Consider the following 22,228-nt stretch of genomic DNA (forward strand, 5'->3'; position numbering starts at 1 on the left):
AGAGATAAAAGTATTCAAGCTTGTCTTATCAAGATAAATTATCAATTCTCTGCCATACGTTCAATACGAATGAATTGAGATTTTGCAACAAGATGCCCATCTTTTTCAATTTCTGCAAGTGCCTGTCGGACATTCACTTCTGTTGTTTCATGCGTGATTAAAATAATCGTTTTTTCAATCTGATTTTCTACAAAAGGTCTTTGAACAATCGACTCTAATGAAATGTGATTATCAGCCATATGCCTTGCAACCGCGGCAAAAACACCAGCACGATCATGAACATTTAAACGAATAAAATAACCACCTGCATGATGTGAAATGCGTGCTTTTTTATGAGGAGAAAGTTCTAAAGCTGGACGTCTTAAAACAGGAGCATAGTGAAAACCAGAACGTGCTTTTGCGATATCAGCCAAATCACCAATAACGGCTGATGCCGTTGCCATTCCTCCAGCGCCAGGACCAGAAAACAGTAATTCGCCTAATAAATCACTTTGAATAGAAAGAGCATTGGTTACACCATTGATCTGTGCAATCATTGAGGATGTTGGGACCATTGTTGGATGAACGCGTTGTTCTATTCCAGAATCCGTTTTTAATGCAACCCCTAAAAGCTTAATTCGATACCCCAATTCATCAGCCGCTCGGATATCAATTTGCGAAATATTATGAATTCCTTCAACATAAACATCTTCTAACGAAACAGCTGTTCCAAATGCTAGGCTTGTCAACAAAGCTAATTTATGAGCCGTATCATTTCCCTCAATATCAAAAGTTGGATCTGCTTCAGCATAACCAAGTCTCTGTGCATCTGCTAAACAATCTTTAAATGAAAGACCCTCCGTAAACATACGTGTTAATATATAGTTACAGGTTCCATTGAGAATACCATAAATCCGCGATATGTGATTACTGACAAGTGATTCTCTCATCGCTTTAATAACAGGAATTCCTCCTGCAACAGCTGCTTCAAAATGAAGAAAGACACCTTTTTGCTCTGCAATTATAGCCAGCTCTACTCCATGTCGAGCAAGAAGAGCTTTATTGGCTGTCACAACATGATGTCCTGCCTCAAGTGCTTTCTTAACAGCGGTATACACCACATCTAATTCACCACCAATTAACTCTACAAAAACGTCAATCTCGTCGGAGGCAGCCATCTCTACAGATGAATCAAACCATCTTATATTACTGAGATCAATTCCACGATTACGTCCTTTATCGCGCGCACTAACAGCAACGACTTTGATGGATCGCCCACATTGGCAAGCTAAACTATTTGCTTTTTCATATAGAGCTTGAACAACTGAAGTCCCAACCGTACCAAGTCCCGCAATGCCAACTTTTAAAGCTTCTGCCATTATCCAACCACTGATCCCTATCTTTATCGCAAAACCGTTTAGATGATATGCCACTCAACACAAAGAATACTGATATCCATTAAGACAAAAGAAATCCTCTGCTCTCTTCACTTTACTTTTTTCTAATAGAATTATCCCCACTGATTCAAGTAAAATTCCTAAAAATACAAATATTTATTTTCTTCAAAGATTTCATGACCCTTATAAAAAATCTAATTCGGAATAAAAATCTGCAAAATTCATAAATACGAGTTAGCATAAAAAATTGCTTTGCTTAAAAAAATAAACAACTTTTTTAAAAATTACGTTCTATCAGCAAAGGATCAAAAAAATCTCTCTAAAAACAATCTGTAACACGCGAAAGAATATTGAAAACTTGGAAAGAAAACCCACACTTCTTTTCTAAATCAAATTAAACAAAAAACACTCTCTCATATGATACGTAAAGAGAATGGAAAAAATAAAGCAGATTAGTAAATAATACCACATTCTTTCTTACCATTATATAGCTTAAACTACCGTTCTTTAATGCAAAAATTCTTAACGCTCTCCTCTATCAAACAGAATTTTACATGAAAGTAAAAAACAAAAACGCATGTGTGTATAGCATAATTCCGAGACATTATAAGTATGGAGGATAAATTTGCAAAATTCGAATATTTTACCTCAATTTATTGCCTCTCCTTTGAAAAATAAACGAATTGCAATGCTTAAGAATCTCAAACAGCTCTTTACCTGCGCTGACTCATTTTCAAATAAAGAACTTTTAAATTTCTTACAGTCCTATAAAAGTAAAGTTGAGAAAAAACAATTTTTAAGATATTTCATAAAACCTTCCTCAATATTTTTAAATTTTATTATACAGACTTTCTTTTCGTAAAATTGAAAGAAATTTATGGCTTATGCTGCAAAAGAAAACTTTTGTGTGATTCGATTCGTACTATTTGTTAACTTTCTCATAAATAATGCGGCTTTCTACTTCATAAATTATACGATTTTGCTTTATGATAAGCTCAAATGAGTAGCCTCATTTTATAAAAGCTCTCTTAAGAAAGTTAAAGAATATTCACATGTGCTGCATGAGACAAAAATGAATAAAATATGCAAAAAACATCATTCACTAAATATGATGTTCGCACCAAAACTTTCTATCCATCATGATAACTCTATATTTTTTCTACAAAAAATCTTAGAAAATAAAATGATCCCAACAAGAAACACTCAAAAATCATTCAATAAAGCACACTTTTTTAAAAAAAAATGCCCCAGAGGGCTTGCGAAGTAAAAAGATCCTCTCTATAAGCCTCATCATTGGTTTGCGCCCATCGTCTAGCGGTTAGGACATCGCCCTTTCACGGCGGAAACAGGGGTTCGATTCCCCTTGGGCGTACCATGCTTTCTTTCCATCTATGTAATCTATTCATTTTATTTATGTTTTTAAAATGAGGGACTTCCAAATATAAAGTGAGGGAATAAGGTTTTCAAAGAAACCTCTTCGTAAAAAGGATGAAAGAATCATCCTGTGATTAATTTATTTGTTCCATTTCAAGGATAGCTTTTTGCTGTGCACAGTTAATAACAATAAAATAAATCAGAGAGCTCTAGCTTGTTATAAAGCAAATTTATAAACTGTATTCAGGCGTATATTGTTAATTTTTCAATTAAAACAAGCTACGTCTTTTATACATTTCTTTCAACCTTCAAAACTAAAATTGGCGCCCAAAGCAGCGCAGTTTAGATGAATCATTCCTCATTACAGGACCTTTGTATCATATTTAAATTTCTCTATAAACAAACAGTCCATAATTGTAGAAATAAATGACGATAAAAAAATAGAGGCTTCCTCACACAAGAAAACAACTCAAGAAACCATAATTTAGAAGATGATCAACTTATCAAAGAGTTAAATGAAAACTTTGATAATAAAAATACCCCTCTGTCCCCTAGTGATCTACTTACTTCATCGATTAAACAAACTTTTTATCAGTTATATAATGATTATAGGTTTGTAAACACATCACTTCTTTTCAAAAATTAAACTCTGCAATAAAATTTCACACTCCATTGATTATATATCCTAACATTCATATTTACATGCCTTTTTTCCCTTGTTTTTACTTTTCATTATAAGCCTGAAAGTGCTATAAAGTAATATCGCTTAAAAGAAAAAGGACTTCTAATGGCAAAGATCAAAGTAGAAAACCCCGTCGTTGAACTCGATGGGGATGAAATGACCCGTATCATCTGGAAATATATCAAAGATAAATTAATCCATCCTTATCTCGACATTGATCTCAAATATTATGATCTTTCCGTCGAAAACCGTGATGCAACCAATGATCAAGTAACGATCGATTCTGCCAATGCTATCAAAAAATATGGGGTTGGTATAAAGTGTGCCACCATCACACCTGATGAAGCACGTGTTAAAGAATTTAACCTAAAAAAAATGTGGAAATCACCCAATGGTACCATCCGCAATATTTTAGGAGGAGTCATTTTTCGCGAACCTATTATCTGTAAAAATGTCCCTCGCCTTGTTCCTAACTGGACAAGGCCTATTATTATCGGACGTCACGCTTTCGGTGATCAGTATAAGGCAACGGATTTTAAATTTCCAAGCAAAGGGAAATTAAGTATTAAATTTGTCGGTGATGATAATCAAGTTATTGAGCATGAAGTTTTTGATGCCCCAAGCGCGGGGGTTGCCATGGCGATGTATAACCTTGATGAGTCAATTCGTGATTTTGCCCGCGCATCTTTTAATTATGGACTCCAGCGGAATGTTCCGGTTTATCTTTCAACAAAAAATACCATTCTAAAAACTTACGATGGTCGTTTTAAAGATATCTTTCAAGAGATATTTGATACAGAATTCAAAGATGAATTTGAAAACCGTCAATTATCTTACGAACACCGCCTCATTGATGATATGGTTGCTTCTGCATTAAAGTGGTCCGGTGGATACGTATGGGCATGTAAAAACTATGATGGTGATGTTCAATCTGATATTGTAGCACAAGGCTTTGGTTCTCTTGGTCTTATGACTTCCGTTCTCATGACACCAGACGGCAAAATTGTTGAAGCAGAGGCCGCACACGGCACCGTAACACGCCATTATCGCCAGCATCAAAAAGGTGAGGAAACATCAACGAATTCCATTGCCTCTATTTTTGCATGGACACGTGGATTAGCGCACCGTGCTAAACTAGATAACAATGAGAAATTAAAAAACTTTGCCACAACATTGGAAGAAGTTTGTATTAAAACCGTCGAAGAAGGTTTTATGACTAAAGATCTCGCACTTTTGATTGGACCTAAACAAAAATGGCTTTCTACAACAGGTTTCCTCGATAAAATTGATGAAAATCTTAAAAAGGCAATGGATAATTAAGTTATTACTTAAATTAAAATTCAAAGCTCTATTTAGAGCTTTGAATTTCTCTTGGCAAATTTAAAGAAATGCTTTATAAGTAACGAAGAGGATAAGTTTTTATTAAATAGCAAAAATAGTGAAAAAACAAAGCTGGTCTGCGCTTTTAGTGGGTAAAAATGGTCTTTGCTTTTTGACGTTTATGGGCGGGGTGGTGTTGCATGCCACTAACGTTTATATTGTTATTACTATTTTGCCCTCTCTTATGAATCATATTGGGAGTGAAATATATTATTCTTGGGTGGCGACTGTCTTCATTACAGCTTCACTTGTGGGGACTTCACTTGCAACGAAAATATTAGGAAAATTAGGTCCTCGCAACGCTTATGTTATCTCTGGAGTTATCTTTACCCTAGGGACTTTTCTGTGCAGCATTTCTTCATCTATGCCATTATTTTTAATAGGACGATTTATTCAAGGATTTGGAAGTGGTTCTTTGTTATCCCTATCCTATTCCATGGTACGTATCGTTTTCAGTCCATCTTTATGGTCACACGCATTAAGTGTTATTTCCGGAATGTGGGGAATATCAACCTTATTAGGACCAGCGATTGGGGGGCTTTCTGTATATTATGGTCTATGGCAAGCATCTTTTTGGATCATTGGTGTATTAGCTATATTCTTCTCACTCATCGCCTTTAAATTTTTACCCAAAAAGAATGAAAACAATGTCCCAACATCCCCTCTCCCTCTTCTCCAACTTCTCACACTCACCTTATTGATTTTTATCATTTCTGTTGGAGGAGCTATGGAGTCGACTGTAGCTTGCCAGCGTGTTTTGTATATTTTGACACTATGTTTTGTACCAATTTATTTTCTTTTAGATGATTTTAAGAGGTTCTCAAAGGGTCTTCAAAGACCTTTCAAAGATTGTTTAAATCCCTTTAATAGATCTTTTTCTCTTCTCCTAAATATCACAATTGGTAATGATGAGTTCCTTTGCCGGAATCGCATTATTTGACAAATTACAGGAATAAATTGTTCTTACCTCTTTTATATGGAATTGACTGAAGGTTTTTCGAATCTCTGGCACATCATTGAGAGAGAGAAGAAACTTCCCCTTTAATTGTGCAAGCAGCATAGACATCGTCTGGTAATCCTCCCGCTTAAACAAGTCCTTGCCATAATAATCCTCAACACCAAAATAAGGTGGATCAAGATAAAACAAGGTATTTGGCCGGTCATAACGCACAATAAAATCAGACCAATCTAAATGTTCAATGATAACTCTCGCTAAACGGCGGTAAATAAGCTTTAATATACCTTCAAGTTTGAAGGGATTAAACCGTGCACACCGGTCTGTCTCAACTCTAAACGTACGCTCTGCTACTTTCCCACTAAAACTTAAACGCTGCAAATATAAAAACCGCAAAGCCCGTTCTAAATCCGTAAGCGTTTCTGGATTTTGTGTCTGTAAGCGTTCAAACGTCTCACGGCTGCTTATTTGAAACGCTAACAGTTCTATAAAAGGGTGATAATGGCGTTGTAACACCCGAAAAAAATTCACCACATCTCCTGAAAAATCATTGATAATTTCAGTTGATGGTATCAGTTTCCGTCTAAAGAATATTCCACCCATACCAACGAAAGGCTCGGCATAAATGCTATGTGGAATATCTTCAATGATTTTGACAATGGTTTTGGCTAATCTTCTTTTGCCCCCAATATAAGCAGCAGCTGGTGAAATAGGTTCAACAGATTTTAATTTTTCCTTATGAAGTATATCCATTATTTTTTAACACTCTTTCATCTATGTTAACCGTCTTCTCATTGCTTTAAGTGATAAGAAGTAGCTGTGATGTTAAGTTAAGTTGCATCGGACGGGGTTGTCGCAAAACTTTCTCCCGTTGCCTGGGTGACCAGCCCAGCCTCTATTTTTGTTCCTTTCCTTGATTTGGTGCCTCAAAGGTAATTTCTGTTGTGTAACCGCTTTGTTTTTCATAGCGGTGGGTGACGGTAGCGGCTTTCCATGACCCATTAATTTCTTTACGGAACCCTTGAAGCAGCAGCGGTTGATCCGCCATGATTTCAGGGCGTCCCGCAAGAGTTAAGGAGCCACTGCCTACAGCACGGCATAAGCGATCCGACTCGGAGGCAGCCGCCGCTTGTGCTTCTTCTTGACTTGGATAACAACTGCGCAGACGACGTACGGGACCAGTAAACCCTGTTTGATGCTTGACTTGGCATTGTTGCCCTTTTGCGCGATCAAAATAAGAAGTTTCGATGGTGCCGTATTGGGTGCGCGGCTCTAGGGTGAATTCCCAGCTGGAACAGTCATGCTTATGGATGTCGAGTGCTGGTAAATTATCCCCGCTTAAAAATAAAAACTTATGGTCTTTGATTAAAAAACGCGCCCGCATGCGGTCCGCAAGGCGGGTTAAAAAGTCAACCGCCGATTGATCGGTGCGCACCACATAAGGCAAGGTTTGTTTGGTAAATTGTGGACTGACCTTTGCTTGATAACCATGGCGTTTGGCAAGGGCCTCAACAATCTCAGCAATGGTTTTGTGGTCAAAATGTTCACTCGCCTGTTCTTTAAGTTCTTTGCGCATCGAGGCACTTTTGCCACAAAGGCGTAAAATCTCTCCATCACTGCCCCCAATACTCACCACCGACTCAACAACAAAACGCCCCATAAAGGCACGGATGCTGTTTTGATAGCCAAAGGTGACATGGAGTGCGCTGTTACTGGAGGGAATCTCTAAATCATTGCCACTATCATCAAACTCCGCTTCAAATGTATCGGCTTCATTGCCCACATGATCGGTAATGGTTGCCGTTAAAAGACGCTGGTAAAAAACCTCATGGACAAGATTCTCCCCCACCCTCACCTCAATAAAAGGATGTGTGCGCATTAATCCCATAGCCTTTTGACCACGCTGTTCTTTTCACATGATAAAAATTCAGGCAGAATGACCTTTAAGCCCCGCGGCAACAGAGCACCATACCCTGCAATACCTGGATTGGCTTGCAAAGTAGCTTCACAATAACCTTTGATCGCTCCAACTTGAGAACGGTCTCCTAATACAGCCATAGCATGTTGAAAGCAGATTAGATCAAGACTCATATCCTCTAGCTCTACCACGAGATGCTTTTCTGGTATCTTCATGGCGTTTCTCCTCCTTGGGAATATTGATCATATCCCTCTTGGTATTGTCCTTGCGGTTTTCCACCATCGAAAAACGGTAACAAGCTAATGGCATAGCGAATACGCCCCGATTGACCAGAGCGACTGATGTAATCATGGTCTTTCGTGACACTGGTGATCACTACAGATCCATGGAGAATGGCACTATAGCCGTTGTCACTCATCCAACGAATCATCTGAACGGGCTTGGCTGCACGAATGGTTCTGGTGATGGCATCTATCGCTACCCGGTCCCCAAACTCTTCTGGAAACAACACCCCGTGGATGGTTTTGGGATCATTGCCATAGCCGGTAAATTGCAAACCAGGAGCCTCACCAAAACGCTCTAAGCAAACCCAGGAGGCAGAGAACTCTTCCTCAAACGATTGGAAATTAAGCCAGTCTACATAAAAGAGATGTGGACCTAACATCAGCAAAGGATCTCTCATAGACGCCCTCCCATTGATTGTATCCCTTCCAGCACGTCATTTCTTTCGAAACGTATCATTGCATCTCTCCTACCATTGCGCCATCCTAGCACTTCATCCCTCCCCTCATTGTGTTCTTTCCAGCACGCTGTCTTGTCCCTTATTCTGTCGTCCTTATCATTCTGTGCCACCATGCAGCGCATTGGCGCGTGCCCGTTGCAAAGCATGAGCAACCGCACGACCGGTGGCCATGGGGTCACGCGCCCCATTAACATGCACTGTGACATTTTGATTGTGGGTGATGGGGGAACGGTCTTTGTCTCTTGGTTCTCTGGCAGATGAATTTACAGGAGAAGCCCCCGCAAATTGTACTATGGGTTGGATGGACGTTTTACCCCCCAAAAAACTTGGCAAAAACTCTCTTACATCAATCGACCCAATCCACCCCTTTATGCGGTGAGGTAAAGATTTACAATAATCCATCAATTGTGAGATGGACGACATAAAACCATCAACAATCCAACTCGCTAAATCTTCGCCGGCTTGTTCCATACCAGCCTTGGCACTCTCTGTGAGCTTTTCGCGGACAAAAAAACGCTTCAACCACCCCCAAAAATTAGAAAAGCTTTGTTTAACGCCCTCCCACAAACCAGCAAAGCTTTGAGAAACAGAGGAAAGTCCTTGTTTAAACTTTTGCCAATGGGAAGAGAGATCAAAAGCAGCAGCAATGATATTTTTCCATTTGGTGATGGTTGCCGTATCGGCACCAAAAAAGCGCATGACGGCTTCAAAGGCTTGGCCCCAAGCCCGTGTTATCCCCCGTGCAAAACCTTTGACAAAAGAAGAAAAACGATCCCAATATTTCCACAAAGCAAAACCAGAAGCCAATATGACAGCCACAACAGCAGCAATGAGAGCCCCTATTGGGGTAAAAATCCCCCCCACAACAGAGGCAATAGCTGCCCCAACCACTTCGATTACTGTCCCAATAAAGCCAAAAGAGGCAGAAAATGCCGCACCTGAAACGGCTATCCCCCGTAAAGCCCCCACAAGTAAAGTCATGGGGCGAAGAAGACGCAGCGCACTCCCACCAAGCCCTGCTGCCATTAAACCCAATGAGCGCCCTGAAGCGACTAATCCGCGCCAACTTGCCTTCAGCGTGCGGCTCACAACCCTCATCTTGATAAAAGAGCCCATCAATTGAAGAAGCCCAAGGCGGGTTCCCGCCATGGTAAAACGTACAACCCGCAAAGCAATATTAAAAGCCATCAGGGCGGCAATGGTTTTGATGATCACACCGGTTAAAACAGGGTGTTCATTAGCCCACGCCATCAAACCATTGACAAATCCCCCAACACTTTCCATGAGACTGTTGAGAGGAGGCAGGAGCACTTCACCAATGGTGATCCCTAAAGCCACAATACGGTTTTGCAACAGTTCAAATTGCCGCATGGCACCGGTTGCTTGTTTATCGGCTTCTTGTTCTACAGAGCCTTTAAAGACTTGTGGATCTTTCACATAATCTAAAGCTTGCCCTAACAATTGGGGGTTCCCCACCAATTTGGCAAAATCACCGGTAAACTCCCGCCCTGCAATGGCAATCAGAGAGCGCATCCCTTGTTCAGATTTGCCCAACACATTAAAAAAGCGCACCAAGGTACCGGTGGCATCTTTCTCCAAATCTTCCATGAATTTCTGGCGTGAGAGCCCAATATTGCTAAAGGCATCTTCAATATGTTTGCCTCCTGCTTGAATGCGCGCACTCATCGTATTAAAACCACGCGCCGCACTCTCTGGAACAATCCCAGCAGAAATCATCGCTGTACCAAATGCCGCGGTTTCGCGCGCTGTCAACTTAAACATAGTGGCTGCACCGGTGGCACGATTGGTAAAATCAGACACCTCACTGGCCTTTGCTGCCATGTGGTTAGAGAGATGGTTGATGGCATCCCCTAGATCTTCAATACCTTCCTGATTAAGCTTAAAGACATTGCGCAATTTGGCAAAGCGTTCCCCAATCTGATCCCCTGTCATATCAAAAGCAACAGCCGCTTTGGCCGCATAAATGCTAAAAGCCTCGAGATCTTGTTCACCAATGCCTGCTTGGCTAGCACTGGTCATCAATTCTAAGACTTCACGGGCAGCCAAAGGGATCTTTGTAGAGGTTTCCAAAGCAAAACGGCGCAATTCTTTTAAACGATCAAGGGGAGCATCCAGAACCTTTTCCAAGCCCTTCATTGATTGATCAAATTGCATGGCTTTATAAAGAGGGGCAATCAAGGTTGCGGTTTGCGCAATCGCCCCCACCATGCGCCCACGCGCATGGATAAAAGCATTTTCTGCATGGGCTGTGGCTTCCTTAAGATGCTCAGGGTCAAACCACCCTTTAAAATGTTTTCGTGTCTGGTTTTGGAAATGCGCAACATCTAAACTAAAGGCTCTTAAGTCTCGCTTGGCAGAAGCGATCCCCTCTTGCAGATGATTAACAAAACGCACAACAAGGGAAACATCCATGATTGCATCTTATCCTAACATTTGGCTTTCATATTCTTGTTGTTTAAGGCGCGCGAGTTCTTCTCGATAAGCAATCACATCAAGCCAATCCATCTGGTTAATCTCTGAAGGCGCCCAGTGATAATAAAGGGCTAGTTCTGCTCCAAATTGTCTGGCAGAGAGGATTGGCGTGTGGGAAAAAAAGCAAAAAATGCCTTCAACACTGCCATAATATCGATAACATCAAGACGATTAATGAGTTCAACAGATTCATGAGACATATCGGCTAAAAGCACGGCTATTCCTTCCATCGCCTCATGGGTAAGCAATGCCTCACAAACTTTAAGAATGAGCACATCATTGCTCAATGTTGTTTTATCCTCTTCTAAGCCAAGCAGAACAAGCTTTGCCAACTGCGGTCCAATCAACACGGCTAATTGGCGTGCTTGCTTGAAGTTTGGGCGATAAAAGGTCAATTTGTGCCGTGTCAATTCTTTGCCATCACTCTCCTTATAAACAAGGGGAACTTGGAGCTCTACATCAAGGCTGGTTTGTAAACTTGTCATGATCAATTCCTATAAATTGAGAATAGAGCGGCGCCGTTCACCAATCTCTTGTCCATTGCGCACAAGCCAACCGCCCCGTTTAAAAGAAAAGCGGTGTAAAACAGAACCATCCCAAAATTCCGTATAGTCCCAAATATTTTTGATCTCGCAATCATAGCCTGTGGCTTTTCCTGCCGTTAAGCCTTCGCTATCCACCTTGACCAACCGCCCTGTCACATCAATGGAATGTTCATGCTCGCGTCCATCTTCTTCAGACACCACATGTTTTTTGCCGGTAAATTTATGACGAAGACCAGGAGGACCACCAAAGATACCAATCACTTCAGGGGTGTGGCTGCGGATTTTCATTTGCAAATTTAATGCTTTGACACCAAGACCGCTCACATCAATTTGCATATCAGAGCCCCCTGGTTGATAGGTTTCTGTGATTTCTTCTAACGTAGGCAATTTGAGGGTTTCAAGATCAAGATGGAGATTGACATCATCATCAACAATCAGGGTAAAACCACGAACAATTCTTAAAGTCATATGTCACTCCTTGCTGCTTTGCGATACCCCTCTAGCGTATCACCAAAAGCATATGTCATTTTCTTTTGGATATCTTGCGCCAGCCGATTAAAGTAAGCACCATTGCGCCGGCTGCCAAAGCTTAAATCTTCGAGAGGGGGCACTTCTTCTGCATCAAATTCCACCCGCAATTTGCCAAGTTGTAAATTGCTGTTTGAATTTAAATCCCGATCAAACCAAACCCGCCCACCAAGCAGTGCACCGCGTGCAATCATATCATCAAGAAAGCTGGTCAAAGAGCGGGTAATGGCAATAACATGTTGACCGGTGAGATTCTCATCATTAGCCCAAGGGCGTAAATTGTTCATGATGGTTTTTTCCAGTGCCGCACGGGTGCGCACCACATTGACAAAACGCCAAAGCGGATCACTGGAGGTGGTATGATTGCCCCATAAAATGCGCCCATTGGAAGCTACTTCTCCCTGCCCATTTTGACTAAGGCGCGCGGGAATAAAGGTCGCAATATCGGCTTTATTGAGACGGTTTGCCTCATGATCAATTTCCCCATCAAAATAGCTAATGGGGCGTGCTGTCCCTAAAATACCATGCACATCTTGATTGGAGGGAGACCAGAAAACACCGCCCCTTTGCTTGTCACGTTTGATAAACATGGCGGCGGCAAAAGGACTTGCGGGTTTTATACTCACACCTCCCTCACGATTTGCCACCCGTACAAAGGGATCAATCAGATAACAAAAGCGTGAGGAAAAATCTGCACGATAGGCAAGGCTTTCTTGCGTATTTTTACCCCCCGTATCAAACACAGCAATGGCTTGTAGCTTTTCTGCCACCTGTTCCAAAGCATCTGCCACAGGGTTTTTGCCATTATCAAGGCGCCCTGCACTATAAGCTGGTGCAAGTAAAATTCCAGGTTCCACCCCCAAATGCCCCCGCGCATGAGCCAAGGCATGCACACCGGTCAAGTGAGTATTTGATCCCACCATTTCAGCTTGTGTCTCAGCAATGGTTGACTTTTCTTCCACCCGCACAAGGATCACTTGTGCCTCAATCCCTTGCGCGCGCACGGCATTGATAACATCAAGAGCTGTGCCCCGTGTCCCAAGCTTTTGGATTTTGTCTGTCTCATGGGTGAAGACCAACACGGGCTCGTTAAGGGGAAAAACTTGGTTGTCAGCATCAGGGGCTGTAACAACCGCCCCAAGGGCGGTTTGGCTAAACATCTCTAAGGGCCGAGAAGCTTGACCATCCTCAATGAGGCGGATACCATGATTAAATTCTATTGCCATTTTGCTCTCCAAATCAATGGAGAGACCATAACAACAAGAGCTCCCTTTCATAAGTCTGACACTGTCAGTCAAAAAAGCCCTTTAAAAGGGCTTTGAAAGAGATTTTAAAAACATATCAAGCATCATTACACTATTGTTTGAGTGTCTAAGCTTCTTCACCTTTTTCTTGTGATTTATGCCTAGGCTCTGCCATTGTGTCTTTATCCACCACGGGAGGAGAGAACACTCCGTCTTTGTAAGTCCAGCCGATTTGTGCTTCACTTGAGCGGATAGCTTCACCATCAAAGGCATGGACATAATTCTCAGATGCGACAATAATATTCGTTACTACACCATTTTCAACAACTGCATATTTCATGAAAAACTCCTATATAAAAAATCTCAACAATATTGCGCCATTTCCACCGTCACCACTGTTGTAATTTGCTGCATCCTTTCCAGGAAAATAACCGCCACCACCACCACCTGCATCAGCTTGGTTATGGCCACCTTTACCACCTTTACCACCTTTGTCACTTTCACCACCACAGCCACCATTACCATTATTAGATCCCCCGCCGCCGCCTCCACCTCCAAAAAGAGAACTTCCACCCGAGTAGCTTCCGCCATCTCCACCATCACCGCCAGAAAAAATAAAGTTTTTAATGCTTGTGTAACCTCCTCTTCCTCCTTTTCCTACTGTTTCGGTAACTCCACTACCATTAGAGCCTATACTCCCACCATTGGCGATGAGAACCCCTTCAATAATCGTGGCACCACCATTACCATTTTTACCACCACCACCAATTTGAATATTTTTTGCTTTTCTAAGCTGAGATCCTTTGATTTTAACGCGTACACATTGCCCTCCACCGCCTCCACCTCCACCATAATAGGTGTATGTGATACGACCGTTATAAGTAGTTTTTAACCGGACTCCAGTCCCTCCACTGCCTCCACCTCCCCATGCCCATATTTCTACCTCTGTGTCATCAGTGACATCTGCGGGAAATGGAAGTGTACCACTTTCTGTAATGAGAATTTCAACCGGTTTTTTGACTAATGAAGCTATTAATTTATCTATTTCTGATTTCGTATAAACAACATCACCATCCACTTTAAGCGGTCCTTTCAACGTGCTTCCCGTTGTGCTTAAACTTGTCACCGTTTCACCATTATGAATAAGGCTAAACGGCGAATTATCCAAAAGTTCTAAGCCACCACTCATGGTGACTTTGCTGGTAAATTTATTGTAATTTTTCCATTCATTTGGGCTTGTGAGGCGCCCATAACTTGTTAGATCTTGATTAATCTTAGCTCTAAAATCATCAAGCCCCACGATATCTTCGGTTTTATGCTGGTGCGCGCCTAACAGGGAGACAGCACTACCAAAGGTAAAATTGTTGTTGCTTGATTTATAGAGAACATAATTATTTGCTGCATCTTTTGCCCCCTCGATATCGCTTAAATCAGCAAATGAGAAAGTTTTATCGGCTGCCATCTTGCCATTGAGAGTGCTTTCTAGATCTGTGATTTCACTTATGGTATGCGTGTGTTGTAAAGGCGCTTTTTCGTCTATTTTTTCCTCAACAGCCACAAGCGCTTGATCAAGTTTATTGAGGTTTTCACGCAAAATAGGGAATTCAGAACTGATAAAACGCCCTTCTTGTGGCAATTCCATGTCGAGTTTTTTGGTTTTTGTCATCTCTTATTCTCCCATCATATGATGCCGGCGCCAAAATCACACACCATGGAACGCGCCGCCGGTCCACCGGTAAGGGTGAGTTTAAGGCGTGCTTGTTTGGCTGTTTTGTCACCACTAATAAATTTGCGCTCTGTCCAGAGAGGCTCCGATAACTGTTCTGTTTCATCGAGTTTCAAAGGGACAAACGCCCCATCATCCAGTTGCATCTCGAGGGTGAAAGAGGAACCGCCCGGCAAGAAGGTTTTGATATAGCTGGTCAATCTTGCCTTTTCCCCAAAGGCAAAAGCCCGCGTGATATAAGTTGCTGTTTTATGAATCTTTCCTGCAATCAACTGAACCGGGGCAAATAACACCGGAGAGAGTTTCTCTGTGCCTTTAAGAATGGCGCGAAGCTTGACCTTTTCACTGATATATTCGCTAAGGCTTAGCAATTGAAAGGGTAGCAGTTGGTAAACCGTGCCGTTGTTGCGTTCAATTTCAAAGATGACAGAGCAATCGCTTGAAGGCAATTCTACCGCTGCACGCACTTGCAAATCAGAACAATCCACAAGATCAAAGGTGCCTAAATCAACCATCTTTTCTGTTTGCCTGTAGCGTGCAGCCAACACCCGAAAGGCTAATGCTTCATCTTGATGGGCGCTCCAGCTTTGTGCATTGACAGAAGAAAAGCGCGGACCCGTCACATAGGGGTGGCTTGAGACATATCTTTGGCTGTCTTTATCAAAATCCCCAAGTTTAGCCAGTGATACGGAATGATCCGCATCATCGGTTTTAATGACAAAGGCGGTCAGACGGTCATCAGGGACGGTTAAGGGTACATCATAGCGTGCGCTAGCCCAGCCGGTTTTGGCACCCTTCATGGAATAAGATGTTTGGGCTTGAATATCAGCGGTCGGATAACCGTTTTCGGTGGTGACCAAATCAATCACCAGATCATGGGCTTGATTGCCTATTTTACAAAGATGGAAATCAATCCCCGTGATTTGCCGTGTTTCATCAGGGGTAAAGACTTGGGCTTGCGGGTCTACTTGTGTCCATATTTTCACCGTGGTGGTACGTCGCATCACCTTTACATCAATCACCCCTTGACCGGTAAAAAGCCCTGTTGCAACGGTGCCCCCTCTGCCTCGTGCAATCACATTCTTTGTACCAGCCGTAATATTCGCAGGAATGCTAAAGATGCCTTCAAGGGTGCCTTTGCTATCGGCAACAAGGCGGCTGTTGGGTAAGACATCCACACCATCAAAGGTAAGGCTTTCCAAGATTTCACCACGACCAAAGCCTTCAATCTTAAAATTCAGCTTAATTTGTCTTAAAAAATCGATTTGCTCTCGAGTCTCATTGATGAGGTCATCACGTACTTCCGTGTTACGGATAGTTCTCCCGCGATTCCATCCCATATTGAGTTGATTGGTGACACTTGAGAGCCAATCGGTGCGCTGTTCATGCCAAAAATCTGTTGCGGGGGTAAGGGAGACAGTCCCGGGGAGAGGTGCAAAATTTTGATAGGGGTTGATCTTTTCGCAAGCCGTAGTCAATTCTTGCGCAATGATCACTTCATTGGTCCAGTCAAGTGTGACAGGGGCGTTCAGGGGGGCAGTATAAAAGGTTGGATCAATGGCAAGCTGTAAAATGCCATGACCAATAGCCCCTGTTTGGGGAAACCCTTCATCGCGATAACTGTCATCGAGAAAAGGGTCTGCAAACATGCCTTTTTTGGCAACAGGCTCTTTAGAGTCAACATTGCTTTTAATGCGCTCTAATTGCATGAGGCGGTCAAGAGAGAGCACCCGTTGAAAATAACGCCACATCTCATCATAAGGGGCAACACGCGTGCCATCATTAGCCACTTGGGGGGTGCTAAGCCAATTGTTGGTAATGGTAGCAAGGGAGAGCACATCATCCGGGACACTGGGAGCCATGGGTTGGTCTGCCGAGACGCCTTTGATATAGACAACATTGCCTCCTGTGTTGAGACCAATACGGTCAATGCGGGGGAGTTTATAAGTGTAGCTTACAATGATATCACCTCCCTCAGCCCCTCCTGAGACGGTGATTTCCTGCGCTGTTACTTTATCCGCTTTTATGCTCGCGCGGTATCGATAGGTCACTTTATAACTACTGCCGGGGAGTGGTTCATCGCCCATGGGCGCCCAATCAATGGTGTCTCCGGTTTTTTTGAAATCCTTGCCTTCTTTAAATTCCTTGGTTCCTTGAACAATTTTGATAAAAGCGGTGATACTTTTGTCCGCCACCCCATCACGCCCGGAGGCAACTGCACCGCGAGTGATTGTCACGGTTTTTTCTTTCGTCAACAAAAGGGAATGAACAGCGGCAATGGGGGTATAATAGGTTTTAAAGGTAAAGCTTGTCTTGCCCTTTGGAGGTGCAAAAATATGGGTTTCACTAGGAACGGCACTTGTCGAAAAGTCCTCGAGTTCTTCATAGCGCAAAGCAGCCAAGCGCTTGCGTTTGAAACCATTGATATTGGCTTCTCCCTCTTGAATACTGAACACTTGCTTTTGTCCCTCTTGCCCCAAAGCTGTGACACGGCATCCCCCCACGATATAGTGTCCATGGGAGCGATCATACGTCGCAATGGCTTGCATAGCGGGTTCAAGTAATGAGGGGGATTTTTGATCAATCAAAACACCATCTTGCAAGATATAGACCGGAAAAAAAGTCCCTTTCTGGTCATCATCTTTGAGAGCCCAGACAAGTTTTGCGACCTCGCGTGCCGCACCTCCTTCTCCTTCTGCCAAGGACCCTGTAACTTGTCCTAACAGTTCTGGATCATCCTCATAGGTCACCCATTTCTTTTGCAACTTTACACCGATTTCCACGCGCCCCATCATGGAAATATTCGTGAGAACAGCATTTGAGACGGGAAAGATATCGCCTGCAATATAAATCTTACCCTCCGTTAAGGTAACGGTCTTTGTGTCTTTGTTGACAAAGGCATCTGCTCGTTCAACGCGGTCTCCTTCTTGTGCCACAAGGCGCCCCAAACGGTCATGACGCCCCCTGATGATGGTTTGCATTTCATTGAGTTCACCACCTTGAAGAAAAGAGCGCCTGCCATAAAACACCACGCTTTGTTGTTCATCTTTGCCGACCGATCTATCAATTGCAAAGGGTAGTCCGCTTTCATGTTTCATGTTAAAACCTCAATAAAATCTTGAATTGTTCGCGAACATCGGCACGCAAAGGAATATTAATGGGCGTTTTGAGTATCTCGACACCGCCATTGAGTTCATCAGGCTCCAACCAAAGCTTGCCAACCGCTATGTTTTCTGCGGGGGTAGCGTGAACGAGAATGGAAACAAAAGCTGCTTGTTTCCCGTCAACATCGTGAAAGTCTGTACGGGCAGCAAGAAACAACAGAGTGCCTGTTGGGGAGGGATTAAATCTGTTTCCGCAATGGTTGTAAACACCCTCTAAAACCTGTTCGACAGGCGCTACAGCATAGCATCTGCGATACCCAATCACACCATCTTGGCTGTCTCTTAACACGAGATAAAGCGTGCGACCATGAAACCACTCTGCCATAAGGATATCGCGTTCATGTTTTTTAACCGAACACCAAGGAAAATTTGCCAAATCCCAAGGGTAATCGATTTGGTTCCAGCTTAATTCCTCGTCAAAGTCATCAATCCAGTTGCCAATAAGCTTGCCTTCTTGTTTTGTGAGCGTGTGATTAATTTCTGTGGTGCGTCCAAAGGAAAACAGAGTGTCACGAGCTGTTAAGCGCACGCCACTTTCAAAATCCAGCATGCTGTCATCAAGGCGTGACATATCGCCTTCTATAGCTCCCACATCATAACCATAGGTCCCACGGCGAAAATCAGAGCGAAAGCTTTTGGAAAGGTCGACAATGGCTTCAATGGCTTCAAGGCTGCTTTGTTCAGGCAATTGATCAAAATCAAGTTGAAAGGAATTCCACCATGCACGCCCTGACCATGCGGGTGTAAAGTGTGCAGAAAGCTCTAACCATTGAAGTCCCAACTCAATGGCTGCAACAGAACCACGCAAGCGCTGCCATGCAAGCCCTTGGTCAATCAGATCATAAGAATTCGAGAAATAAGGCGTGAGTTCTTGTAAACCATATTCATCAATGAGAGAGGGCAACCAAGATGGAGGGCGCGTGATTAATTTGGCACGAGAAATATCTTCGAGTGCCCTTTTTACTTGAACATCAACAGCCATTGCATCAGCAAGGCAGCGTTCAAACAAGCTTGAATTTGGCGGCAATAACAACGAGACCATCAATAAGCGTGCCCCCGTAATGATAAGGCAATTTCCCCTAGTGCTATCGCCTCATGAGGGGCGACCAGAATATCCTTGCACGGTTGCGTTATCTCCACATGATGCACACCCTCAACCATCAGGCGACTGAGTATCCAACTTAAAGAGAGATCACGCCCTAGTCTCCATGTACGCGCCCACTCTTCTCTCAAATTCTGCTCTGCCTTTTCTAAAACAAGAAAACCTTCATGAGGCAACAACCAAAGATCAGCCGAAATATCGATCACCCGCTGCACGGCACTTTTGACCAAGAGAGTATCATTGGTCATTTTTACCTGTTCTTCATCAAGGGCTGCTTGCACCTTGGCAATCAAAGCCTCATCAGCCACCCCTGATGGGCTGTCACTAAAAAGCGCCACATGAATGAGCGGGCTTTTACCCTCACGATAAACAAAAGCATCTTTGACATGGATATCGCTGGAGAGGGCAAAATATTGGTAGCGGGGCACTGTGCCCCCTGTGGAATGCCCTTGCCTATTTAAGCGAATGCGGCGGCGAAACCGCGCATCATCTTCATCTAAAAGGCGCGTAACCCCATGAAAATCTCCCAAATGGTCTAAACTTGTCCCACGCGCAAATTCCAGTAAATTGTCTCGCGCTACTTCATTAATCCGTTGGCGCAACAGCAACTCTTCATAAGCAGCCGCTTGTAATTGTATGACCACGGGGTCATAAGCGGTCTTTTCCACATTATAGGGAATATGATGAGCTGCAAAAACATCCACCAAACGCGCAATCTTTTGCTCTAAAATTACTTCAACACAAAGCTCTTCAATAATTTGTGGCAGAGGGAGTTGTGAAAAGGGTAAATGTTCAAGCTCTGCCATAAAAAACCTCTAAAGGAAATTGCCTCTCTTGCCCATGGGACCAATCCCCCAAATGTCCATCGGGATAAAAAACACCCCTTAAAACAAAGTGGAATGTCCCCTCGCGCGTTGCTTTGGTCAGATCAATCCTTTGCAATGAGAACCCAGGCTCTCCGCATTCTGGATTATCGAGCGCGCAGGCAATGGCTTGATAAAGACGTAAGATTGTTGCAGGATCAGCATTGGCATCTTGGAATTCTCTGACATCACACCCATAATGGCGACGCAAAACCCGTGTTCCTATCCTTGTCATTAAACATTTATGGAGTGATTGTTGGCAATGATCCCAACCATATAAGAGAGAGCCATCCTTTTCGCTCACCCCACAACGCATGGTTTAAGCCCCTTTGCTTGTCTTTGTGGTAGAAACGGTTGGGGCCGCAGCAACAACGGGGGCTGTTTTTTCAGCAATCTGACCAAGAAGCAAAGGGTATTTTGCTGCCTCACCGCTTAAACGGATTTCTTCACCCTTGCCTGGTGAACGGTTGCCTGCAACAAAATCGGCATTGGTTAAAACAACATAAGTGTTCTCATGCATGATAAAACTCCTTTAAAGGGGGGAAGAGGTTGTGGAAGGACCGATTTTGACCCCGCCGTGTTTATGGCTTGCGCCAACAGAAATTTGATTGTGCTGCAAATCTTCTGCTTCAATCTGTACACTGCCCGTTAATGCAACACGGGTTGCTTGATGAGAAAGCACCAGACCTTGTGCACTCAAATGGATTTGGTTTTCTCCATGGGAGAGAATAAGTTCATCTTTTGTCATCCGCAAAGCGCCCCCCGCATAACAGAGCGCAAGCTCTTGCGGCGAGCGTGCGGGGTTAGGCATATCCTCACTATAGCTATCGCGTACAACCAGAGAGGCGGAGCCAATTTCACCATGGGGGTTCAACAACCGCACCGGATCACCAACATTGAAAGGCATATTGCTGGAAACAGCCCCCGCCGCTTCTTGTGCTTGCAGCCAAGGCGATAAAACCGCTTGTCCATTGGCACTCTCAGAGAAAAGTTTCACCCGCACCCTATGACCATCAACTTCTGCAACCCGCCCGATCATGTGTTGGTTGGCAAGACAGCGTTCAAGCGCATCAAGACGCTTCATAATTTGTCGAAAGGTATCGCTTAAGAGATGTGCATCATTCATGCCCCCACCTCATTGTCTAAATAAATCAACCCAGCTTTGAGTTGTCCCGCATCAGCAAAAATATCCTGTCCCAAATGATATAAATCTTGGTGCCATTCCACCACACTGATCGATACACCACGCTGCTTAATCGCCGCAGAGATAATGGGATCAATTGACACATCCCGCGGGGCACTTAAATGTGTCAATCCCCACAATTGTCCGCTATGGCATAAAACCGCGATAGCTTCTGCCAAAAGCCAACTTTGGATATCACGCTCTTTACCCGTGGTAATAATAAAAGCCCCTAAATGGAGATCCGCACTCTGCTGTCCAGACGCCACAGAAGTTAAGCGACTTTCTAAAACCGCAACACGCACAGCTGGTGCCACAAGCATTTGTGTTTCAAGCTCTTCTAAATTAAAGCGTCCAAATTGACAGGCACAATCGCGCACATCTGGCAAAGCGCGTTTAAGGCTCTTTATCACCGCCTCACGAAACGCATTAATACGCCCTGCTTGCTTGATCATTTGACTCACGAAAAGATCCTTCCCAACCAATCCTCTGCTGCTTTGACAATTTCCACTTTATTTTGCTCTGAAAGCCCCAAATAAGGGCGCGCCGGCATGGTCACTTGCGGCACACACACAAAACGCTGTGCTTTGCTGCTTTTCAGAAAAAAGCGAAGGGTTTTGCCATTTTTGGGGCGAATAACCCCACCCAATTGATGAATCCGCGCATAAACCAACCCACTCCCCACCATCACCTTTTCTGGTGAAGCTTTCATATCAATGGAGCGTGAGAGCGCCCCACTGGCAAAAAGAATGGAGGTACGGGCATGATTGTTTTTCCACTTTTCTCCTTGGGGAGAGGTTTTTTCACTTTGAATCCGCCGCCTTGTGCTCTCTTGAATGAGGCGTCCAACCCCTTGTGCTAAAGTCCCCATCGAGCTATCAGCTCCCTTTTGTAAAAAGGATAAGGCCGCTTCAAGCCCTGTCTCTTTAATCTCAATATGGGTTGAAACAGACATG

At 43.4% G+C, this 22,228-nt stretch carries 20 protein-coding genes, 1 tRNA gene and 1 pseudogene; 3 read left to right on the forward strand and 19 right to left on the reverse strand.

Translation table 11 applies throughout. The annotated features are described in order from the left end of the window. Positions 1-41 precede the first annotated feature (41 nt). A complete protein-coding gene (locus BTR_RS06595; protein WP_012231920.1) occupies positions 42-1,358 on the reverse strand; it encodes a homoserine dehydrogenase in 1,317 nt (438 codons plus the stop codon). A gap of 1,318 nt (positions 1,359-2,676) precedes the next feature. On the opposite strand from BTR_RS06595, the gene BTR_RS06605 reads away from it, so the two are divergent. The 3 genes and pseudogenes from BTR_RS06605 to BTR_RS06615 all read left to right on the forward strand — a co-directional run. Next, positions 2,677-2,751: transfer RNA gene (locus BTR_RS06605), tRNA-Glu, on the forward strand. Between the two features lie 786 nt (positions 2,752-3,537). Then, entirely contained in the window at positions 3,538-4,752 is a 1,215-nt protein-coding gene (locus tag BTR_RS06610; protein WP_012231921.1) for an NADP-dependent isocitrate dehydrogenase, read from the forward strand. Positions 4,753-4,870: 118 nt separating this feature from the next. Continuing rightward, positions 4,871-5,557 (forward strand): annotated as a pseudogene (locus BTR_RS06615) (MFS transporter); the annotation flags it as partial. Between the two features lie 141 nt (positions 5,558-5,698). Here the strand turns inward: BTR_RS06615 and BTR_RS06620 are convergent. The 18 genes from BTR_RS06620 to BTR_RS06705 form a co-directional block, all read right to left on the reverse strand. After that, complete coding sequence (locus BTR_RS06620) at positions 5,699-6,520, reverse strand: DNA adenine methylase (protein ID WP_012231790.1); 822 nt, start codon at positions 6,518-6,520, stop codon at positions 5,699-5,701. Positions 6,521-6,662: 142 nt separating this feature from the next. After that, entirely contained in the window at positions 6,663-7,646 is a 984-nt protein-coding gene (locus tag BTR_RS06625; RefSeq protein ID WP_012231791.1) for a phage late control D family protein, read from the reverse strand. Then, complete coding sequence (locus BTR_RS06630; RefSeq protein ID WP_012231792.1) at positions 7,646-7,900, reverse strand: tail protein X; 255 nt, start codon at positions 7,898-7,900, stop codon at positions 7,646-7,648. Before BTR_RS06630 ends, BTR_RS06625 begins: the two co-directional genes overlap by 1 nt. Then, positions 7,897-8,367: a phage tail protein gene (locus tag BTR_RS06635; RefSeq protein ID WP_012231793.1), complete on the reverse strand. Its 471-nt coding sequence runs from the start codon at positions 8,365-8,367 to the stop codon at positions 7,897-7,899. Before BTR_RS06635 ends, BTR_RS06630 begins: the two co-directional genes overlap by 4 nt. Before the next feature lie 156 nt (positions 8,368-8,523). Then, positions 8,524-10,860, reverse strand: coding sequence for a phage tail tape measure protein (locus BTR_RS06640; RefSeq protein ID WP_012231794.1), 2,337 nt, complete (start codon positions 10,858-10,860; stop codon positions 8,524-8,526). 131 nt (positions 10,861-10,991) lie between these two features. Next, positions 10,992-11,405, reverse strand: a complete 414-nt coding sequence (locus BTR_RS06645; RefSeq protein ID WP_012231795.1) for a hypothetical protein — start codon at positions 11,403-11,405, stop codon at positions 10,992-10,994. A 9-nt stretch (positions 11,406-11,414) separates the two neighbouring features. Next, positions 11,415-11,933 carry a phage major tail tube protein gene (locus BTR_RS06650; RefSeq protein WP_012231796.1) on the reverse strand — a complete coding sequence of 173 codons (519 nt, stop codon included), beginning with the start codon at positions 11,931-11,933 and terminating at the stop codon, positions 11,415-11,417. Then, the gene (locus BTR_RS06655; RefSeq protein ID WP_012231797.1) at positions 11,930-13,219 is read right to left on the reverse strand and encodes a phage tail sheath C-terminal domain-containing protein; all 1,290 of its coding nucleotides are present in this window, start codon (positions 13,217-13,219) and stop codon (positions 11,930-11,932) included. Before BTR_RS06655 ends, BTR_RS06650 begins: the two co-directional genes overlap by 4 nt. 145 nt (positions 13,220-13,364) lie before the next feature. Then, positions 13,365-13,577: a hypothetical protein gene (locus BTR_RS06660; protein WP_012231798.1), complete on the reverse strand. Its 213-nt coding sequence runs from the start codon at positions 13,575-13,577 to the stop codon at positions 13,365-13,367. A 9-nt stretch (positions 13,578-13,586) separates the two neighbouring features. Further along, a complete protein-coding gene (locus BTR_RS06665; RefSeq protein WP_012231799.1) occupies positions 13,587-14,903 on the reverse strand; it encodes a Bgr_08870 family protein in 1,317 nt (438 codons plus the stop codon). A gap of 14 nt (positions 14,904-14,917) precedes the next feature. Then, positions 14,918-18,061: a DUF4815 domain-containing protein gene (locus BTR_RS06670; RefSeq protein ID WP_012231800.1), complete on the reverse strand. Its 3,144-nt coding sequence runs from the start codon at positions 18,059-18,061 to the stop codon at positions 14,918-14,920. Between the two features lies 1 nt (position 18,062). After that, the gene (locus BTR_RS06675) at positions 18,063-19,169 is read right to left on the reverse strand and encodes a phage tail protein (RefSeq protein ID WP_012231801.1); all 1,107 of its coding nucleotides are present in this window, start codon (positions 19,167-19,169) and stop codon (positions 18,063-18,065) included. Beyond that, positions 19,169-20,035, reverse strand: a complete 867-nt coding sequence (locus tag BTR_RS06680) for a baseplate assembly protein (protein WP_012231802.1) — start codon at positions 20,033-20,035, stop codon at positions 19,169-19,171. Before BTR_RS06680 ends, BTR_RS06675 begins: the two co-directional genes overlap by 1 nt. Further along, positions 20,022-20,408 carry a GPW/gp25 family protein gene (locus tag BTR_RS06685; RefSeq protein WP_012231803.1) on the reverse strand — a complete coding sequence of 129 codons (387 nt, stop codon included), beginning with the start codon at positions 20,406-20,408 and terminating at the stop codon, positions 20,022-20,024. The genes BTR_RS06680 and BTR_RS06685 overlap by 14 nt, the downstream gene beginning before the upstream one ends. 3 nt (positions 20,409-20,411) lie before the next feature. Beyond that, a complete protein-coding gene (locus BTR_RS06690; RefSeq protein ID WP_012231804.1) occupies positions 20,412-20,612 on the reverse strand; it encodes a hypothetical protein in 201 nt (66 codons plus the stop codon). Positions 20,613-20,624: 12 nt separating this feature from the next. Further along, positions 20,625-21,218, reverse strand: a complete 594-nt coding sequence (locus BTR_RS06695; RefSeq protein WP_012231805.1) for a phage baseplate assembly protein V — start codon at positions 21,216-21,218, stop codon at positions 20,625-20,627. Further along, complete coding sequence (locus BTR_RS06700) at positions 21,215-21,736, reverse strand: hypothetical protein (protein ID WP_038473602.1); 522 nt, start codon at positions 21,734-21,736, stop codon at positions 21,215-21,217. The genes BTR_RS06695 and BTR_RS06700 overlap by 4 nt, the downstream gene beginning before the upstream one ends. Beyond that, on the reverse strand, positions 21,733-22,227 hold the full coding sequence (locus BTR_RS06705) for a phage virion morphogenesis family protein (protein ID WP_012231807.1): 495 nt from the start codon (positions 22,225-22,227) through the stop codon (positions 21,733-21,735). The genes BTR_RS06700 and BTR_RS06705 overlap by 4 nt, the downstream gene beginning before the upstream one ends. Position 22,228 lies beyond the last annotated feature (1 nt).

The organism is Bartonella tribocorum CIP 105476 (assembly GCF_000196435.1).
In the GTDB taxonomy this organism is placed as follows: Bacteria; Pseudomonadota; Alphaproteobacteria; order Rhizobiales; family Rhizobiaceae; genus Bartonella; species Bartonella tribocorum.

Excerpts from the sequence above, each read along its gene's own strand:
- BTR_RS06660 (WP_012231798.1), bottom strand. The coding sequence starts at position 13,577 with ATGAAATATGCAGTTGTTGAAAATGGTGTAGTAACGAATATTATTGTC.
- BTR_RS06685 (WP_012231803.1), bottom strand. The coding sequence starts at position 20,408 with ATGCGTTGTGGGGTGAGCGAAAAGGATGGCTCTCTCTTATATGGTTGG.
- BTR_RS06610 (WP_012231921.1), top strand. The coding sequence starts at position 3,538 with ATGGCAAAGATCAAAGTAGAAAACCCCGTCGTTGAACTCGATGGGGAT.
- BTR_RS06635 (WP_012231793.1), bottom strand. The coding sequence starts at position 8,367 with ATGAGAGATCCTTTGCTGATGTTAGGTCCACATCTCTTTTATGTAGAC.
- BTR_RS06620 (WP_012231790.1), bottom strand. The coding sequence starts at position 6,520 with ATGGATATACTTCATAAGGAAAAATTAAAATCTGTTGAACCTATTTCA.
- BTR_RS06595 (WP_012231920.1), bottom strand. The coding sequence starts at position 1,358 with ATGGCAGAAGCTTTAAAAGTTGGCATTGCGGGACTTGGTACGGTTGGG.
- BTR_RS06650 (WP_012231796.1), bottom strand. The coding sequence starts at position 11,933 with ATGACTTTAAGAATTGTTCGTGGTTTTACCCTGATTGTTGATGATGAT.
- BTR_RS06670 (WP_012231800.1), bottom strand. The coding sequence starts at position 18,061 with ATGAAACATGAAAGCGGACTACCCTTTGCAATTGATAGATCGGTCGGC.
- BTR_RS06645 (WP_012231795.1), bottom strand. The coding sequence starts at position 11,405 with ATGACAAGTTTACAAACCAGCCTTGATGTAGAGCTCCAAGTTCCCCTT.
- BTR_RS06680 (WP_012231802.1), bottom strand. The coding sequence starts at position 20,035 with ATGGCAGAGCTTGAACATTTACCCTTTTCACAACTCCCTCTGCCACAA.
- BTR_RS06705 (WP_012231807.1), bottom strand. The coding sequence starts at position 22,227 with ATGTCTGTTTCAACCCATATTGAGATTAAAGAGACAGGGCTTGAAGCG.
- BTR_RS06625 (WP_012231791.1), bottom strand. The coding sequence starts at position 7,646 with ATGCGCACACATCCTTTTATTGAGGTGAGGGTGGGGGAGAATCTTGTC.
- BTR_RS06640 (WP_012231794.1), bottom strand. The coding sequence starts at position 10,860 with ATGGATGTTTCCCTTGTTGTGCGTTTTGTTAATCATCTGCAAGAGGGG.
- BTR_RS06695 (WP_012231805.1), bottom strand. The coding sequence starts at position 21,218 with ATGAATGATGCACATCTCTTAAGCGATACCTTTCGACAAATTATGAAG.
- BTR_RS06675 (WP_012231801.1), bottom strand. The coding sequence starts at position 19,169 with ATGGTCTCGTTGTTATTGCCGCCAAATTCAAGCTTGTTTGAACGCTGC.
- BTR_RS06690 (WP_012231804.1), bottom strand. The coding sequence starts at position 20,612 with ATGCATGAGAACACTTATGTTGTTTTAACCAATGCCGATTTTGTTGCA.
- BTR_RS06655 (WP_012231797.1), bottom strand. The coding sequence starts at position 13,219 with ATGGCAATAGAATTTAATCATGGTATCCGCCTCATTGAGGATGGTCAA.
- BTR_RS06630 (WP_012231792.1), bottom strand. The coding sequence starts at position 7,900 with ATGAAGATACCAGAAAAGCATCTCGTGGTAGAGCTAGAGGATATGAGT.
- BTR_RS06665 (WP_012231799.1), bottom strand. The coding sequence starts at position 14,903 with ATGACAAAAACCAAAAAACTCGACATGGAATTGCCACAAGAAGGGCGT.